Source organism: Paraburkholderia sp. BCC1886 (genome assembly GCF_900996245.1).
Lineage (GTDB): Bacteria > Pseudomonadota > Gammaproteobacteria > Burkholderiales > Burkholderiaceae > Paraburkholderia.
Genome location: NZ_CAAJGK010000052.1, coordinates 144,820 through 160,762, shown reverse-complemented (window position 1 = coordinate 160,762; position 15,943 = coordinate 144,820). Strand labels below are relative to the sequence as shown.

General features: G+C 63.6%; 13 protein-coding genes and 1 pseudogene. 3 read left to right on the top strand and 11 right to left on the bottom strand.

Annotation, left to right across the window (positions count from 1 at the left end; genetic code table 11):
- Positions 1 to 177: 177 nt before the first annotated feature.
- The 4 genes from FQ746_RS18875 to argS form a co-directional block, all read right to left on the bottom strand.
- Positions 178 to 951, bottom strand: a complete 774-nt coding sequence (locus FQ746_RS18875) for an SDR family oxidoreductase (RefSeq protein ID WP_144111165.1) — start codon at positions 949 to 951, stop codon at positions 178 to 180.
- A gap of 16 nt (positions 952 to 967) precedes the next feature.
- A complete protein-coding gene (locus FQ746_RS18870; RefSeq protein ID WP_144111164.1) occupies positions 968 to 1,606 on the bottom strand; it encodes a thiol:disulfide interchange protein DsbA/DsbL in 639 nt (212 codons plus the stop codon).
- Between the two features lie 206 nt (positions 1,607 to 1,812).
- Positions 1,813 to 2,649, bottom strand: a complete 837-nt coding sequence (locus FQ746_RS18865) for an SPOR domain-containing protein (RefSeq protein WP_144111163.1) — start codon at positions 2,647 to 2,649, stop codon at positions 1,813 to 1,815.
- 61 nt (positions 2,650 to 2,710) lie between these two features.
- A complete protein-coding gene (gene argS, locus FQ746_RS18860; RefSeq protein ID WP_144111162.1) occupies positions 2,711 to 4,501 on the bottom strand; it encodes an arginine--tRNA ligase in 1,791 nt (596 codons plus the stop codon).
- A 308-nt stretch (positions 4,502 to 4,809) separates the two neighbouring features.
- On the opposite strand from argS, the gene FQ746_RS18855 reads away from it, so the two are divergent.
- The gene (locus tag FQ746_RS18855) at positions 4,810 to 5,136 is read left to right on the top strand and encodes a DUF1840 domain-containing protein (protein WP_144111161.1); all 327 of its coding nucleotides are present in this window, start codon (positions 4,810 to 4,812) and stop codon (positions 5,134 to 5,136) included.
- A gap of 121 nt (positions 5,137 to 5,257) precedes the next feature.
- On the opposite strand, the gene FQ746_RS18850 is transcribed toward FQ746_RS18855, so the two are convergent.
- The 7 genes and pseudogenes from FQ746_RS18850 to FQ746_RS18820 form a co-directional block, all read right to left on the bottom strand.
- The gene (locus FQ746_RS18850) at positions 5,258 to 5,467 is read right to left on the bottom strand and encodes an acid-shock protein (protein WP_144111160.1); all 210 of its coding nucleotides are present in this window, start codon (positions 5,465 to 5,467) and stop codon (positions 5,258 to 5,260) included.
- A 156-nt stretch (positions 5,468 to 5,623) separates the two neighbouring features.
- A pseudogene (gene metH / locus FQ746_RS18845) lies at positions 5,624 to 8,353 on the bottom strand (methionine synthase); the annotation flags it as partial.
- A 62-nt stretch (positions 8,354 to 8,415) separates the two neighbouring features.
- Positions 8,416 to 9,486, bottom strand: coding sequence for a homocysteine S-methyltransferase family protein (locus FQ746_RS18840; protein ID WP_144111158.1), 1,071 nt, complete (start codon positions 9,484 to 9,486; stop codon positions 8,416 to 8,418).
- 271 nt (positions 9,487 to 9,757) lie between these two features.
- Positions 9,758 to 10,015 carry a DUF3567 domain-containing protein gene (locus FQ746_RS18835; RefSeq protein WP_144111157.1) on the bottom strand — a complete coding sequence of 86 codons (258 nt, stop codon included), beginning with the start codon at positions 10,013 to 10,015 and terminating at the stop codon, positions 9,758 to 9,760.
- Between the two features lie 117 nt (positions 10,016 to 10,132).
- Complete coding sequence (locus tag FQ746_RS18830; protein WP_144111156.1) at positions 10,133 to 10,921, bottom strand: alpha/beta fold hydrolase; 789 nt, start codon at positions 10,919 to 10,921, stop codon at positions 10,133 to 10,135.
- Between the two features lie 162 nt (positions 10,922 to 11,083).
- Positions 11,084 to 12,427 carry a DUF3108 domain-containing protein gene (locus FQ746_RS18825; RefSeq protein WP_144111155.1) on the bottom strand — a complete coding sequence of 448 codons (1,344 nt, stop codon included), beginning with the start codon at positions 12,425 to 12,427 and terminating at the stop codon, positions 11,084 to 11,086.
- Positions 12,428 to 12,473: 46 nt separating this feature from the next.
- Positions 12,474 to 13,412, bottom strand: coding sequence for an IclR family transcriptional regulator (locus FQ746_RS18820; protein ID WP_144111154.1), 939 nt, complete (start codon positions 13,410 to 13,412; stop codon positions 12,474 to 12,476).
- A gap of 116 nt (positions 13,413 to 13,528) precedes the next feature.
- Between FQ746_RS18820 and FQ746_RS18810 the strand changes: the two genes are divergently transcribed.
- Both FQ746_RS18810 and FQ746_RS18805 read left to right on the top strand, forming a co-directional pair.
- Positions 13,529 to 14,512, top strand: a complete 984-nt coding sequence (locus tag FQ746_RS18810) for a fumarylacetoacetate hydrolase family protein (protein WP_144111153.1) — start codon at positions 13,529 to 13,531, stop codon at positions 14,510 to 14,512.
- Positions 14,513 to 14,701: 189 nt separating this feature from the next.
- Complete coding sequence (locus FQ746_RS18805; RefSeq protein WP_260854099.1) at positions 14,702 to 15,922, top strand: ABC transporter substrate-binding protein; 1,221 nt, start codon at positions 14,702 to 14,704, stop codon at positions 15,920 to 15,922.
- Positions 15,923 to 15,943: the final 21 nt, after the last annotated feature.

The window sequence follows — 15,943 nt, the reverse complement described above, 5'->3', positions numbered from 1 at the left end:
AGTGCGTCAGGTGGTGTGTGGTGATGTTGCGGTGAGGCGGCTTGCAGGGTCCGGCGTTCGCGAAAGCTTATCGAAGGGTGGTTGCGGCGACAACCACTTAATCGGCATATCCATATCGAACTTGCGGCTCCATGTGGATGCATAGGCTCGCTTGCGGCCAATGCGCAGGCTCGTGGCCTATTCCGCAGCGGCGCGCGGCTTGCGCGGTGCGCGCTCGAACGCGCGGTCGTACAGCCAGCGCGGCAAGACGTGCAGCAGCATCGCCACCACCCGCATCTGCCAGGGGAATACCGCGAACGACGTGCGCCGTTCGATGGCCGCCGTCACCTTCTCGGCGAAACGGTCGGCGTCCATCAGGAACGGCATCGTGTAGGGGTTGTGCTCGGTCATCGGCGTGCGGATATAGCCGGGCGCAATGGTGACCACGCCGACGCCCGCCGGGCGCATCTCGACGCGCAAGGCCTCGAGATATTTGAGCGCCGCGGATTTCGACGCGCTATACGCGCCCGAACCCGGCAAGCCACGCACGCCGGCGACGCTGGCAATGCCGACCAGCGTGCCCCGTTTCGCGGCGACCATCGCGGCGGCGAACGGCTCGAACGTGGCGATCATGCCGAAGTAGTTGACGTCCATCACTTCGCGGAACGTGCGCAGATCGCCCTGACCCGTGACCGCGCCTTCGCTGATCCCGGCGTTGGCGATGACGACGTCCGGCAAGCCGTGTTGGGCGATGAAATCCGCGGCCGCGTCGGCGAGCGCTTCCGCATCGCGCACATCGACGCGATACACCGAGACGGCATGCTGGGGATAAGACTGCTGGAACGCGGCGAGTGCGTCGGCGCGGCGGCCGACGAGGCCGAGAATCGCGCCGCGCCGCGCGTAGTCGGCGGCGAGCGCGAGGCCAATGCCGCTCGACGCGCCGGTAATGAAAACCTTCAATGGTGAACTCATTCCGGCGCCTTCGGCTTTACATCTTCTTGGCGCGAACCTGCTGCACGAGGTAGTCGAGTACCTGGATCGTGCCCGGCAGGCTGTTGGTCGCAGCCGGGCCGGTTTCGTACTTGCCCTGCACGGCCAGCGTCGGCACGCCGTCGATCTTGTAGTCGTCGAGCAGCTTCTTGTCCTTCTGCAGCGCGCTTTGCGTCGAGAACGAGTTGTACGCGTCCATGTACTTCTTCGGATCGACGCCGTTCTTCGCGAGGAATTTGGCCTGATCTTCCGGCGTCAGCAGATAGTCCTTGTTGACGTGGATTTCGTTGAACACCTTCGGCGTGAGTTGCGGCGCGACGCCGAGTGCGTCGAGCGCGTGGTACATCTTCGAATGCGGAATGAAGTCGTCGCGGAAGGCGACAGGCACGCGCTTGAACACGACGTCCGGACCCTGCTTCTTGACCCACGCTTCCAGGTACGGATTGAATTCGTTGCAGTGCGGGCAACCGTACCAGAAGAACTCGATCACTTCGATCTTGCCGGCGGGTTCGTCGGTAGGTTGAGTGTTCGACAGCACGGTGTAGTCCTTGCCGGAGACCGGCGCGGCAGGCGACGCATGCGCTGTGGCGGCGACGAGGCCTAGCGAAAGAAACAGGATGCTCAGCAGCTTTTTCATGTTGTGTCGGTCCAGAGAGACGGTCGAACGGTGGCGCCACGCAAATGCCCGTCACCGTTTTGAGAGTTTGGCGTCAGACGTCTTTCAATGTCCGTCGTGCTCGCCTGCCCGCTCACGCGAGGCCGGCGACACGTTTGTGACACGCGCTGCAGTCCGGGAGTTCGGCGCCGGCGCGTGCTGACGGATCGCGATTGCTTATTGTCGGTTCACTGTTTCGAGAAGCGGATGACGGCGGTGTCCACGCCTGCGTCGGACAAACGTTGACGGTTCGAATTCATGTCTTCGAACTTCGAGAACGGTCCGATGCGCACGCGATAGTACGTCACACCGCCCGCATCGCGCTGCGTCACCTTCGATTCGAAGCCCTGGAAAGCGAGCCGCGCGCGCTGCTGTTCGGCGTCGGCGGCGGTCTTGTAGGCGCCGACCTGCAGGAAGTAGCCGGTGTTCGCATCGCCCGGTGCCGGCGCCGCGCCGGAACCCGGTTTGGCATTGGCAGCCGCGGTGGACGACGTGTTCTTCGGCGCGGAGCCCGCGGTAGTCGCGCTGGGCGCGCTCGCGCTTTGCGGCTTGCGGGTCGGTGCGGTGGTGGTGCCGTTCCCGTTGTCCTGCGCGGGCTGCGGGCCGACTGCCGTGCCGTTCGCCGAGCCGTTCGCCGTGCCGTTCGCATTACCGCCCGTAGGCGGCACTTCGACGATCTGCGGTTCTTCCAGCATGCCCGACTGGGTTTGCGAATTGGTCTGGCCGGGTGCGGTGTTCGGCGGCGCGGGTTGGGCCGCTTGCGGAACCGGTTGACCCGGCGTCTTGCCTTGCAGCGGACGGTTCGGGTCGTATTGTTGTGCCTGGCTCGCGCCGGCGTCGGTCGCGGCGGGCGGCGCTACCTTCGAGACGAACGGCGTAGGCGCACGGGTGATATACAGCGCTACCACTACCGCAATGGCAAGGCCGACGATCAGGCCCAGCACGATACCGAGAAAAGTGCCCCCGGTTTGTTTCGACTGCTTCGTTGTGCGGCGTGGTGTTGCCATCGTATGAATCACCTGCAAAAAGAATCGCGGAACGGCCGTCGATTATAACGACGGCCGCATGCATGTTGCGCCGGAGGAATTACATTTTGACGGGAGCGGAGACGCCGATCGTCGCGAGGCCGTTGGCCAGCACTTGCCGCGTGGCCGCGAGCAGCGCGACACGGGCATTGCGTTCGGCCGCATCGTCGACCAGCACGCGTTCGGCGCGGTCATTGTAGAACGAGTGGAATTCCCCGGCGAGGTCGCGCAGATAGAACGCGACCGCGTGCGGCGCGAGTTCGTCGGCCGCGTGTTGCAGCATGTCCGGGTATTCGGCGAGCTTGTTGAGCAGCGCCATCGCGCGTTCGCTGGTGAGCGGCGAGACGTCGACGGCGGGCAGGGTGCTCTCGTCCGTGTTGTAGCGCGACTTGCATTCGGCGATCACAGAGCAGATGCGCGCATGCGCGTACTGCACGTAATGCACGGGGTTTTCGTCGTTCTGCTTGAGCGCGAGGTCGATGTCGAACACGAACTCCGTGTCCGCCTTGCGCGAGATCAGGAAGAAGCGCACCGCGTCGCGGCCACGGCGGATGGTCTCTGCGTCGATCTGGTCGACCGCCGCTTCCGAACCCGGCGTCGCGCCGCCCGACCATTCGATCAGATCGCGCACCGTCACGTAACTGCCCGCGCGCTTGGAGATTTTCACTTCTTCGCCATTGCGCATGACCGTGACCATCTTGTGCAGGATGTAGTCGGGATAGCCCTTCGGAATGCCGATGCCGAGACCTTGCAGACCGGCGCGCACGCGCGCGATGGTGCCGTGATGGTCCGAGCCCTGCACGTTGATGACCTTGGTGAAGCCGCGTTCCCACTTCGCGACGTGATAGGCGACGTCCGGCACGAAATACGTGTAGGTGCCGTCGGTCTTGCGCATCACGCGGTCTTTGTCGTCGCCGTCGTCGGTGGTGCGCAGCCACAGCGCGCCTTCCTGCTCGTAGGTCTTGCCGGCCGCGACCAGCGCGGCGACCGTCTTTTCGACCCGGCCTTCCTTATACAGCGACGACTCCAGATAGTACTGGTCGAACTTCACGCCGAAGGCCTGCAAGTCCATGTCCTGCTCGCGGCGCAGGTAGGTCACGGCGAAGCGGCGGATGGCCTCGAGGTCTTCCACGTCGCCCGCGCCGGTGACCGGCTCGCCGTCGCTGGCCTCGACCGTCACGCCGTTCAGATAGTCCTTCGCAATGTCGGCGATGTACAGGCCGTTATAGGAGTTGGCCGGCCAGCCCGGTTCGTCCGGCGCAATACCGCGAGCGCGCGCCTGGGTCGACACGGCCAGCGTATGGATCTGCACGCCGGCGTCGTTGTAGTAGAACTCGCGATGCACGTCCCAGCCTTGCGAGGACAGCACGTTCGCGAGCGCGTCGCCGAGCGCGGCCTGACGGCCGTGGCCGACGTGCAGCGGACCGGTGGGATTGGCCGACACGAATTCGATCAGCACGTGCTTGCCGGCGTCGCGCGACGAACGGCCGAACGCTTCCTTACCCGCCAGCACCGCGGCGATGACCGACTGTTTGGCGGCGGTGGCAAGCCGCAGGTTGATGAAGCCGGGGCCGGCGACTTCGGCGGAATCGACGAGACCTTGGGCCTGTGGATTCGCGAGCAGCGCGTCGACGATCTGTTGAGCCAGCTGACGCGGATTGGCGCGCAGCGGTTTGGCGAGTTGCATGGCCACGTTGCAGGCGACGTCGCCGTGCGCGGCGACTTTCGGGCGTTCCAGCGTGATGGCGGGCGCGACGAAAGCGGCTTCGCTTTCGCCCTGGGATGCTTGTGCGACCTGCTTCACCGTGTCGGCGAGCAGAAGTTCGAGGGTATGTTTATGTGCAGGCAGCATGCTTGTTGCGAGTCCAGTGAGGCAATCCGGTGATGCGGGGGGGCGTGGGCTGCGCGTAGCGCGGCCCAATGGCCGGAAGCGCGACAGCCTGGAAGCGGCGCTGTGCGGGCGCTTGCGCGCGGCTCGGGCACATTATCTGCGACGCGCTTTCCGTCCGGACAGATTTTAGCAGGTGCTAATATGTCCAAGATGAGACGCCCACCAAGGGCCGTGGCCGCCAGCCCGATCGGCGAGCCAACGTAACGCGCGCCGGCGGTCACTTTCTGCGACTGGCGCGCCAATCCAAGACAACGACAAAAGGAAACGTCATGCTGATAACTTTCAAATGCCGCGCCTGTCCAGACGTGATGATGCTGGAAAATCTGGCCCAATACCTCGTCGGCATCGTCGGCAAGCGGCTCGGTGAGCGCGGCGTCATCACCCATGACGAACTCGGCCCGGCCATCACGGCGCTCGAAGCCGCCGTCTCCGTGGACAAGCAGGAACGCGCCGAACACGACGGCCATTTCCACGAAGGCGAAGACGGCCACGAGCATCATGAAATTCCGCCGGGACTTGCGCAGCGCGCTTATCCGTTCCTCGACATGCTGCGCGCCGCGCAGAAAGAGAATGCCGATATCGTCTGGGGTCTGTGACCCGATCACGGTAACGCGCCAGCTATCCTGAATGCGCCGGATGTAAAAGAGCCCGCAACGAGCGGGCTCTTTTCATTTCTCAGGCTGGTTGCCGAGGCTTTGGCCGGCTCTGGCGGGCCGCTTACTCGCTGGCGGCGTCCGCGGCGGGAGCTGACGCACCCTTTTTGGCCTTCTTCACCTTGGCTTTCTTCGGTTTCTTGACGTGCTTCACGACCGGCGGTGAATACGTACTGACCGAGCTCGAGCCGGCCGGAGCGGCCGTTTGGGCCATGGCCACCGTGGCGCTGGCGGCAAGCGAAACCGCGGTCAATAACAGCGTCAGCTTCTTCATATCATTCTCTCCGTTGACGATTGCAATTAGTTGAGCCGACGCGTTCTGGTCGCGTCTGGCGGGTAAAGCCGGTTCAGTCTACAAAGCCGAAAATTACGCTGCCGCAAATATTCAGCTTTTTAGCCCCGATATAGTGGGGTTCCCGCCACGGTCAACTCAAAGCAAGGGTGCAAGCGCCCGTTCGGCGTCGGTTTTCGACAGCGACATACGCTGCGCGTAGTCTTCCAGCTGGTCCTGCGCGATCTTGCCGACCGAGAAATAGGTGCTGTCCGGGTGCGCCAGATAGAAGCCCGACACGCTCGCCGCCGGCAGCATGGCCAGCGATTCGGTCACGCTCATGCCGATTTCGGTCGCCTGCAACACGTCGAACATATCGCGCTTCACCAGGTGATCCGGGCAGGCCGGATAACCCGGCGCCGGCCGGATGCCGTGGTACTTCTCGGCGATCAGGTCGTCGTTGGACAACGTCTCGGCGTTCGCATAACCCCACAGGTCGCGTCGCACGCGGGCGTGCAGCGCTTCGGCGAAGGCTTCGGCGAAACGGTCGGCCAAGGCCTTCAGCATGATCGCGCTGTAGTCGTCGTGATCCTTCTCGAACTGCTTTTCCTTCACGTCGACGCCCAACCCCGCCGTGACCGCGAACATGCCGATGTAGTCGGCGATGCCCGATTCCTTCGGCGCGATGAAGTCGGCAAGCGACCGGTTCGGCCGCATCACGCCGTCCACCACGGGACGCACGCTCTGCTGGCGCAGATTGCGCCACGTGAGCGCGACTTCGCTACGCGATTCGTCCGTGTAGATTTCGATGTCGTCGTCGTTCACCGTATTCGCCGGCAGCAGCGCGATCACGCCGTTGGCCTGCAGCCAGCGGCCCTGGATCAGGCGCGAGAGCATCGACTTGCCGTCGGAAAACACGCGGCGCGCCGATTCGCCGACGATCTCGTCGTTCAGAATCGCCGGGTACGGACCGGCCAGGTCCCACGTCTGGAAGAACGGACCCCAGTCGATGTAGTTCGCCAGTTCGGCCAGATCGAAGTTCCTGAACACGCGCCGTCCGATGAATTTCGGCTTGACCGGCCGATAGCTCGCCCAGTCCACCTTCGTTTTGTTCGCGCGGGCTTCGGCGAGCGTGACCATCGGCTGGGCTTTCTTGTTGGCGTGCTGCAGGCGGATGCGGTCGTAGTCGGACTTCAGGTCGTCCAGATACTTCGCCGCGCCTTCGTCCGAGAGCAGGCTCGAGGCCACCGACACCGAACGCGATGCATCCGGTACGTACACCACCGGGCCTTCGTAGTGCGGCGCGATTTTCACGGCGGTGTGCACGCGCGACGTGGTCGCGCCGCCGATCAGCAGCGGAATTTTCTTGATGCGGAAATAGTCGTCGCGCTGCATTTCGGACGCGACGTAGGCCATTTCTTCGAGACTCGGCGTGATGAGCCCCGACAGGCCGATGATGTCCGCGCCCTCGACCTTCGCCTTGGCGAGAATGTCGTTGCACGAGACCATCACGCCCATGTTGACCACTTCGAAGTTATTGCACTGAAGCACCACCGAGACGATGTTCTTGCCGATGTCGTGCACGTCGCCCTTCACCGTGGCGATGACGATCTTGCCTTTCGCGCGGACATCCGCGCCGGCTTCGGCGAGCTGCTTCTTTTCTTCTTCGATGTAGGGGATCAGATGCGCGACGGCCTGCTTCATCACGCGCGCCGATTTGACCACCTGCGGCAGGAACATCTTGCCCTGACCGAACAGGTCGCCGACGATGTTCATGCCGTCCATCAACGGGCCTTCGATCACGTTGATCGGGCGGCCGCCTTCTGCCTCGATGCGCGCGCGCACTTCTTCCGTATCGTCGACGATGAAGTTGGTGATGCCGTGCACCAGCGCGTGCGACAGGCGCTTCTCGACCGGCTGGTTGCGCCATTCGAGGTTCTCTTCCTTCTTCGCCGCGCCGGTCTTGAACTTGTCGGCGATTTCCAGCAGACGGTCGGTGCCGTCTTCACGACGGTTCAGCACCACGTCTTCGACGCGCTCGCGCAGTTCCGGGTCGAGGTCGGCATACACGCCGAGTTGGCCGGCGTTGACGATGCCCATGTCCATGCCCGCCTGAATGGCGTGGTAGAGGAACACGGTGTGGATGGCTTCGCGCACCGGGTCGTTGCCGCGGAACGAGAACGACACGTTCGACACGCCGCCGCTCACCTTCGCATACGGCAGGTTCTGCTTGATCCAGCGGGTCGCGTTGACAAAGTCGACGGCATAGTTGTTGTGTTCTTCGATGCCGGTGGCGATGGCGAAGATGTTCGGATCGAAGATGATGTCTTCGGGCGGAAAACCTACTTCATTCACCAGGAAGTCGTACGAGCGTTTGCAGATTTGCGTCTTGCGCTCGTAGGTATCGGCCTGGCCCTGTTCGTCGAAGGCCATCACCACGGCGGCCGCGCCGTAGCGGCGGATCAGGTTCGCGTGATGGCGGAACGCTTCTTCGCCTTCCTTCAGCGAGATCGAATTGACGATGGCTTTGCCTTGCACGCACTTCAGGCCCGCTTCGATCACTTCCCACTTCGACGAGTCGATCATGATCGGCACGCGCGCGATGTCCGGTTCAGACGCGATCAGATTCATGAAGCGGACCATGGCCGCTTTGGAATCGAGCATCGCTTCGTCCATGTTGACGTCGATGACCTGCGCGCCGTTTTCGACCTGTTGACGCGCGACCGCGATGGCGTCGTCGAACTGGTCGTTCAGGATCATGCGGGCAAACGCCTTCGAGCCCGTGACGTTGGTGCGCTCGCCGACGTTGATGAAGAGCGTCCCGGGCGTGACGTTGAACGGCTCGAGGCCGGAAAGGCGCAGGGTGTGGTCGGTCATGGCGTTAGTGCGGGTCGGTTGCGTGCGTGGGGTTCGTTAGCGATGAAGCGGCGGCTCGATTCAGCGCGCCATTGTCAGGCCGCGTCGCGGTATTGCGTCGGCCATTGACGTGGTTTAACCCCCGCCAACGCCTGCGCAATCGCCGCAATATGCTCCGGCGTCGTCCCGCAGCAGCCGCCCGCGACGTTCACCAAACCCGCCTGCGCGAACTCCTTCAGCAAGCCCGACGTATCGGCCGGCAATTCGTCGAAGCCCGTATCGCTCATCGGATTCGGCAAACCGGCGTTCGGATAGCACGACACGTACGCGTCGCACAGCTTGGCCAGTTCGGCGATGTACGGGCGCATGAGCGCGGCGCCCAGCGCGCAGTTCAGGCCGAATGTGAGCGGCTTGGCGTGGCGCAGCGAATTCCAGAATGCTTCGACGGTCTGGCCCGACAGAATGCGGCCCGATGCATCGGTGACCGTGCCCGAGATCATGATGGGCAGGCGCTCGCCGGTGTCTTCGAACAGCTCGTCGAGCGCGAACAGCGCGGCTTTGGCGTTCAGCGTGTCGAAGATGGTTTCGACGAGAAACAGGTCCGAGCCGCCTTCGAGCAAGGCCTTGGCCTGCTCGTAGTACGCCGCGCGCAACTCGTCGAAGGTCACGTTGCGGGCGCCCGGGTCGTTCACGTCGGGCGAGATGCTCGCGGTTTTCGGCGTCGGTCCGATTGCGCCGGCCACGAAGCGCGGCTTGTCCGGCGTCGAATATTTGTCGCACGCCGCTCGCGCCAGCTTCGCCGATTCCAGATTCATCTCGATAGCGAGCGACTCCATGCCGTAGTCGGCTTGAGCCACGGTGGTCGCACCGAACGTGTTGGTCTCGATGATGTCCGCGCCCGCCGCGAGATACTGCTCGTGAATCTCGCTGATGATCTGCGGCTGCGTGATGGACAGCAGTTCGTTGTTGCCCTTGATGTCGCGGCCGTAGTCCTTGAAGCGCTCGCCGCGATAGCGGGCTTCGTCGAGCTTGTAGCGCTGGATCATCGTGCCCATTGCGCCGTCGAGGATCAGAATGCGCGACGCGAGCAGCGCGGGCAGTGCCGCGCCGCGTGTGTAGGCGGCCTCGGGACGGACGGACGTAGCGGTTTGAGCTGGCTGGTTCATGGCGGACAAGGGCTTGCGCCGGGCATCGGGAACCCGTCATTGTAGCCGCTGTAAGCCCGTTGCGTCGGGCACGGGCGGCCATTCGCGGCTCGCGGGAACGGGACAAGTCGTGCAAAAAAGAAAACGGCCCAACGAGGCAAAAGCCTGCTGGGCCGCTTGATTACGCTACCACTGCGTGCTGTTGACTGCGACCCGCTTCGTCGATGCTGCCGGCGAGGCGGCGAAACGCAGTGAATAAAGGTCGCCAGATACGTTAAACCAAACCCTGCGGTCAGTGCAGAATCACGGGCTGCTGCATGAGGCTGTCGAACTGGCCGAGGAATTCGTCGACCTCGTCGAGCGACGGTTCCTCTTCGATCAGCTTCTGCACGTGCTCGCGAAACCGCGCCGCCATTGCACCGTCAATGTAAATTTCGCGCTGCATGTTTTTGTCGACGATCTCATAGCCACCCGACTTCATGGCCAGCAAACCTTCCTGCGGCGGAAACTCGACGACACAATAGTTCGGGCTGTTGTAGATCATTTGCATGGCGACACTCCTTATTTCCGTTGGCTCCTGGCCAGTCCTGCGCCATATCTGGAGCGTGTGGTGTGGAATTCAAGGGGTGGGTCCGGATTGACGCTTGTAAAGTTCCGAACCTACCGGTTAAACCGGCCTTTCAAGAAACGTTTCAAGCAGTGCAGCAAAACGGTGAGATTGCTCGATGGGCGCGAGATGAGCGGCATCCAGCAATTCGAACTGTGCGCCTTCGATGGCGTCTGCTAGCGCCTGAGTGTCAGCAGGCGGCGTGCCCGTGTCGTGGCGGCCGGCCACGGTCAGTGTTGGAACACGCAATGTCACAAGCTTACTGCGGACATCGAAATCGCGCAGCGCAACACACGCCGATGCGTATCCTTCCGGCAACGTTTGAGTCAACACGTCGCGTATCGGCTCGACTGCTTCGGGGTGCGCTGCCTGAAAATCAGGCGTCAGCCAGCGACCCAATGTTGCGTCGGCTATCGCCGACATGCCTTCCTGTCGTACCTTCGCGGCACGTTCATCCCATCTTCCACGCGCCTCGGGCGGCGTGCCGCCGGTGGTATCGGCGAGGGTCAGCGTATCGACGCGCGACGGATGGTCCAGCGCGAACTGCTGCGCGATCATGCCGCCCATCGACATGCCGACCAGATGCGTCGAAGGGGCGCCTAACGCATCGAGCAGCGCGGCGAGATCGTCGGACAGGTCGGCAACCCCGAACGGTTTCGTCGATAAACCCGTGTGGCCATGGCCGCGCACGTCGTAGCGCAGCACCGTGTAGTCGTCACGGAAGTAGCCGGCCAGCTGGTCCCAGACCGACAGATCGCCACCCAGCTGGTGGATGAACGTCAGCCATGGGCCGCCGCCCTCGTTGCTCAGCACATAACGCGTTTCGATACCGTTGATGTTCACTTGCATGCGGGCTCCTTGAAGAGGATCGCAGTGGAAGGATCCGCTCACGCACGCTGTTGGAGCGTCGGAACACACGCTCTCACCCATATACGTAGTTTCCGCGCGAACGGTTGCAACTCTCCTTGCGAGTGAAGCGGCGCGTGGAAGTTTCAGCAGTTGCTGGAGAATCTACTCGGGTTGGGAATTGTCGACGCCGGGGTTGGCCGGGGCGGTCAAGGTCCCGGTCGGATCGACCGGTGCTGCAGGAGGGGACTGCGTTGCATCGGGTGGAACTGCCGACGCTGCCGCAGGTGCCGGGTTGGCAGGGATCGTGGAAGCGGCGGATGAGGTGGCGGATGAGGTGGGCGCATCGTCGGCCCCAGCCGGACCCGTCGCATTGCCGGGATTGAGCGCGCCACGCCAGACCAGTTCGAACTGCGCGCCGTTCGGTTCCGTCTGCACGATGCGCGCGGGCAACCAGCCAAGCGACGGCGCCAGCCATACGTCGATACGACGCTGATCGCCATCATGGCGCGGAAGGCGTTTGAAATGGCGCGTTTCGAGGTAGCCCTGGGCCGTGCGGATCGTCTCGTCGCCGATGGTTTCGACCGGCCAGTTCTCGCCGCTATTGTTGTCGACCACGAAGAACTGTCGCGTCACGCCAGGTTTGTATGCGCCCGGGTCACCGCGTACAAGGCTTGCCAGTTGCATGACCACGCTGAAACGGTCTTGCGCGCCATCGGCCAACGGCAGCGTATCGGGCGTACGCGTGAAGCCGATTTTTTTGTCGGTGCGATTGAAGATGGCGATATCTTCCGCGCGACGTCCGCGCTTCTCGCTGTACTGATCAGGCGCGAGTCCGAATGCGTCGATACGACCATGGCTCGAATAGACGAACGGACCCACGAACGGTACCGGCACCGACACCACCATCTCGTAGCTCTGCGCGTTACTCATCCAATGGATGGTGCCGGGCGCGTTGCGCACGCCGTTGTAAAACGTGTCGTATTGCAACTCGCCGGACGGTGGGACGGAGAATTTGACGCCCGGCGACGGAGGCGCAGCGCTCGCTGCAGTGGCTGCGCTCGCGGCGGCTGTCGCGTTTGCGTCGGTATGTGTTCCCGAAGCGGGGCTGGATGCAGACGCCAACGGGCTCGAGGCGGCGGTCGCGTCGGAGGCACCGGCGGTCGCAGTCGCTTGCGCAGACGAGCGAAGCGCGGTCAACACAGGCTCGCTCGGCTTGCGAGGCGCCGCTCGATGCGCTGGCGCGGCAGCCGGCGTGGGCGCAGTCGCCGCTGCGTCCGGGTGACGCTCGACACGCTCCGGCGTGAGCAAGGCAACCTGCACGGGAACATGCTCGCGATCTTCGGGATTCAGATTCGCACGATTGCGCTCGACCCAGTGGGCGGCAATCCAGTGCACGACGACCACCACCAGCAACACCGCGATCCATCGGAACGCGCGCACTGCGAGCCTCGGCCCGTGCGGTGCTGGATGATCTGCGTGATGAGCGGTCGTGGAGCGTGAAGCCATCGGCGAACGGAAGTGAACAAACGGAAAGACATGACGCGACGAGGCGTCAATCCGGCGCCTCGCGTGGCGTCGCACTATACCCCAGCTCATACGAGAGCTTCTCAGCGCACTCGCGCAGCGCCGAGTCGATCTCGCCGCCCCAGCGAATATCGAACGCGCCTTCATGACCCAGCGCGACGAGACCGAGCGCGAGATCGCCGCTCGCATCGAACACCGGCATGCTGAAAGCGTGAATGGTCGCGAGCAGCATGCCTTCCACACGCGCCGCGCCATGTTGCCGGACATCGTTCAGCACACGGTCGACTTCGTCGCGCGTACGTGGGCCGCCGTGCGTCGAGCGGCGCGAATCGGCAAGCTCGCGCTCCAGCATCGCGGCAGTTTTGCTCGACGGCAGGTAGGCTGCGAACAGCAGACCCGACGCGGAACTGAGCAGCGGCATCACGTCGCCGAGTTTCAGCGATGCTTTCGCCGGATGGCTCGATTCCATCCAGTGCACCATCGTCGGTCCCTGATTGCCCCACACCGCGATACCGACGGTGAGGTCCAGCCGGTCGCGCAATTCGGCCAGCGCGATGCGCGCGAGCTTCACGCCATCCACCCGGGCGAGCCGCGCAAGTCCCAACTGCAACGCGAAGCCACCCAGTTCGTAGCGACCCGACAGCGGATCTTGTGCGACCACGCCAAGCCGCAGAAAGCTCACCAGATAGCGATGCGCTTTTGCCGGACTCATGCCGGCGCGCTGCGCGAGATCGCGCAGCATCATTGCGCGCGGTTCGCGGGTCAGCACGTCGAGCAGCTTGAAACCGACCTCGATGGACTGGATGCCCGAGCGCAGTTTCTCCTCGCCGCCGTCGCTGCCTTCATTGGCGTCGTTGGCGTCGACACTGTCTTCGTCTTCGGCTGTGTGCAATTCGAGCGGGTCGACGGCGACCCGCAGCGTATCGGTACTGCTGCGGATCGCGCTGTTTCGGTTGATTGGAGGCATGAGGGGCGCGCTTCGGGCGCGTTCAGAATCGGTCGGAAACGTTTAGATAAGGGCGGCGCGGATTCACCATCGTAGAATAGATTCCCTCTATCGTCACTAATACGGTTCCCGCCTCTATGAAACTTGCCTCGTTGAAGGACGGCACGCGCGACGGTCAACTGATCGTCGTGTCGCGCGATCTGCATACCGCCGCGATTGCCGACGCGATCGCGCCCACACTGCAGCGCGCGCTCGACGACTGGGCCTTCTACGCGCCGCAACTGAACGATCTGTACGACACGCTCAATCAGGGCCACGCGCGTAACAGCTTCGCCTTCGATGCCAAATCGTGCATGGCGCCGCTGCCGCGTGCGTTCCAGTGGGCCGACGGCTCGTCGTACGTGAATCACGTGGAGTTGGTGCGGCGCGCGCGCGGGGCGGAAATGCCGCCCGAGTTCTGGACCGATCCTCTGATGTACCAGGGCGGCAGCGACGACTTCATCGGTCCACGCGACGACGTGCTGTGCGCGTCCGAGGCTTTCGGCATCGACTTCGAAGCGGAGGTCGCGGTGATCACCGGCGACGTGCCGATGGGCGTCACGCCCGACCAGGCGCTCAGAAGCGTGCGTTTGATCACGCTCGTCAACGACGTGTCGCTGCGCAACCTGATTCCCGCCGAACTCGCGAAAGGTTTCGGTTTCTTCCAGAGCAAGCCGGCTACGTCGTTCGCACCGGTCGCGGTCACGCCCGACGAACTCGGTGAACACTGGCGCGAAGGTCGCGTACATCGGCCGATGTTGGTCCATTGGAACAATCGCAAGGTCGGCCAGCCGGATGCCGGCACCGACATGGTGTTTCACTTCGGGCAGTTGATCGCGCATGCCGCGAAAACGCGCAATCTGCGCGCCGGGGCCATCGTCGGTTCGGGGACGGTCTCCAACAAGGACGCCAAACTCGGCTATTGCTGCATAGCCGAGAAGCGCTGCCTCGAAACCATCGAGCACGGCGCGCCGCAAACCGAGTTCATGAAGTACGGCGATACCGTGAAGATCGACATGCTCGACGACGCCGGCAAGTCGATTTTCGGTGCGATCGACCAGAGCATCGCGCCGCTGGATTAACGCTGTCCGTCAGCCCGGCGAAAGGGTTTCGCCCGATGCCGGCACAAACTTGCGCCGTTACACTGGCTGGCGCGGCGCCATGCCCGGGGCGGCAGGGCGCCTTTCAACGGCCTGTTTTGCAGAACACGGCGGACATCGCGCGGACATCGAATACCGCCGTCACAACGAATAACCAACTGAGGAGACACCATGCCACGATCGAACCACCCTGCGTCTAAAGCGCCTTCCTTTCTCGCGCTTCACCTTCCGGCACGCAGCCGCATCGCCCGCGCTGCCTGCGCGCTTGCCGTCGTTGCCGCCGCGTTGCCCACTCTCGCATTGGCCCAGGTCAAGATCGGCCTCGTACTGTCGCTGACCGGACCGGCCGCGTCGCTCGGCATCCCGGCGCGCGACACTGCGGCGCTTCTGCCGCGCACGATTGCCGGCCAAAGCGTCGAATACATCGTGCTCGACGATGCGTCCGACACCACGCAGGCCGTGCAGGACACCAAGAAGCTGATTTCCGAAAATCACGTCGACGCCATCATCGGTTCGTCGATCACGCCGAATTCGCTGTCGATGATCGACGTGGTCGCCGACGGCGAAACGCCGATGATCTCGCTGGCTTCATCCGCGAAAATCATCGAGCCGGTCGATGCGAAACGTCACTGGGTCTTCAAGACGCCGCAAACCGACGCGATGATGGCGTCCGCGATCGCCGAGCATGCGAGCACGCACAACGTCAAAACCATGGCGTTCATCGGTCAGGCCGACGCGCTCGGCGAGACCTTTTACGCCGAGGTCGCCAAGTTCGCACAGTTGCATCACATCAACATGGTGGCGAGCGAGCGCTTCAATCGCACCGATCCGAGCGTCACGGGTCAGGTGCTGAAGATTCTCGCCACGCATCCGGACGCGGTGGTGGTCGGCGCGGCCGGCACGCCCGCCGCCTTGCCGCCGAAGACGCTGCGCGAACGCGGCTTCAAGGGTTTGATCTATCACAATCACGGCGTCGCGAATAACGACTTCCTGCGCGTGTGCGGCGCCGATTGCAACGGCACGTTCCTGCCCGCGCCGCCGGTGCTGGTGGCCGCGCAACTGCCGGCGGATCACCCGGCCAAACGCCTCGCGCTCGACTACATCGCGCGTTTCGAAGCGGCGCGCGGACCGGGCACCGTGTCGGCATTCGGCTCGTACACGTGGGATGCCGGTATGCTGATCGGCCATGCCGTGCCGGTTGCGCTCAAAGCGGGCGCGCCCGGCACGCCGGAATTCCGCCGGGCGTTGCGCGACGCGCTGGAAGCGACCCGCGGTCTCGCGGATACCAACGGCGTGGTCAACATGAGCGCCACCGATCACCTCGGGCTGGATCAGCGGGCGCGCGTGATGGTCGAAATCACGAACGGGAAGTGGGTGTATCAGCCGCGTTGATCCACTGAACCGAATGCGCCG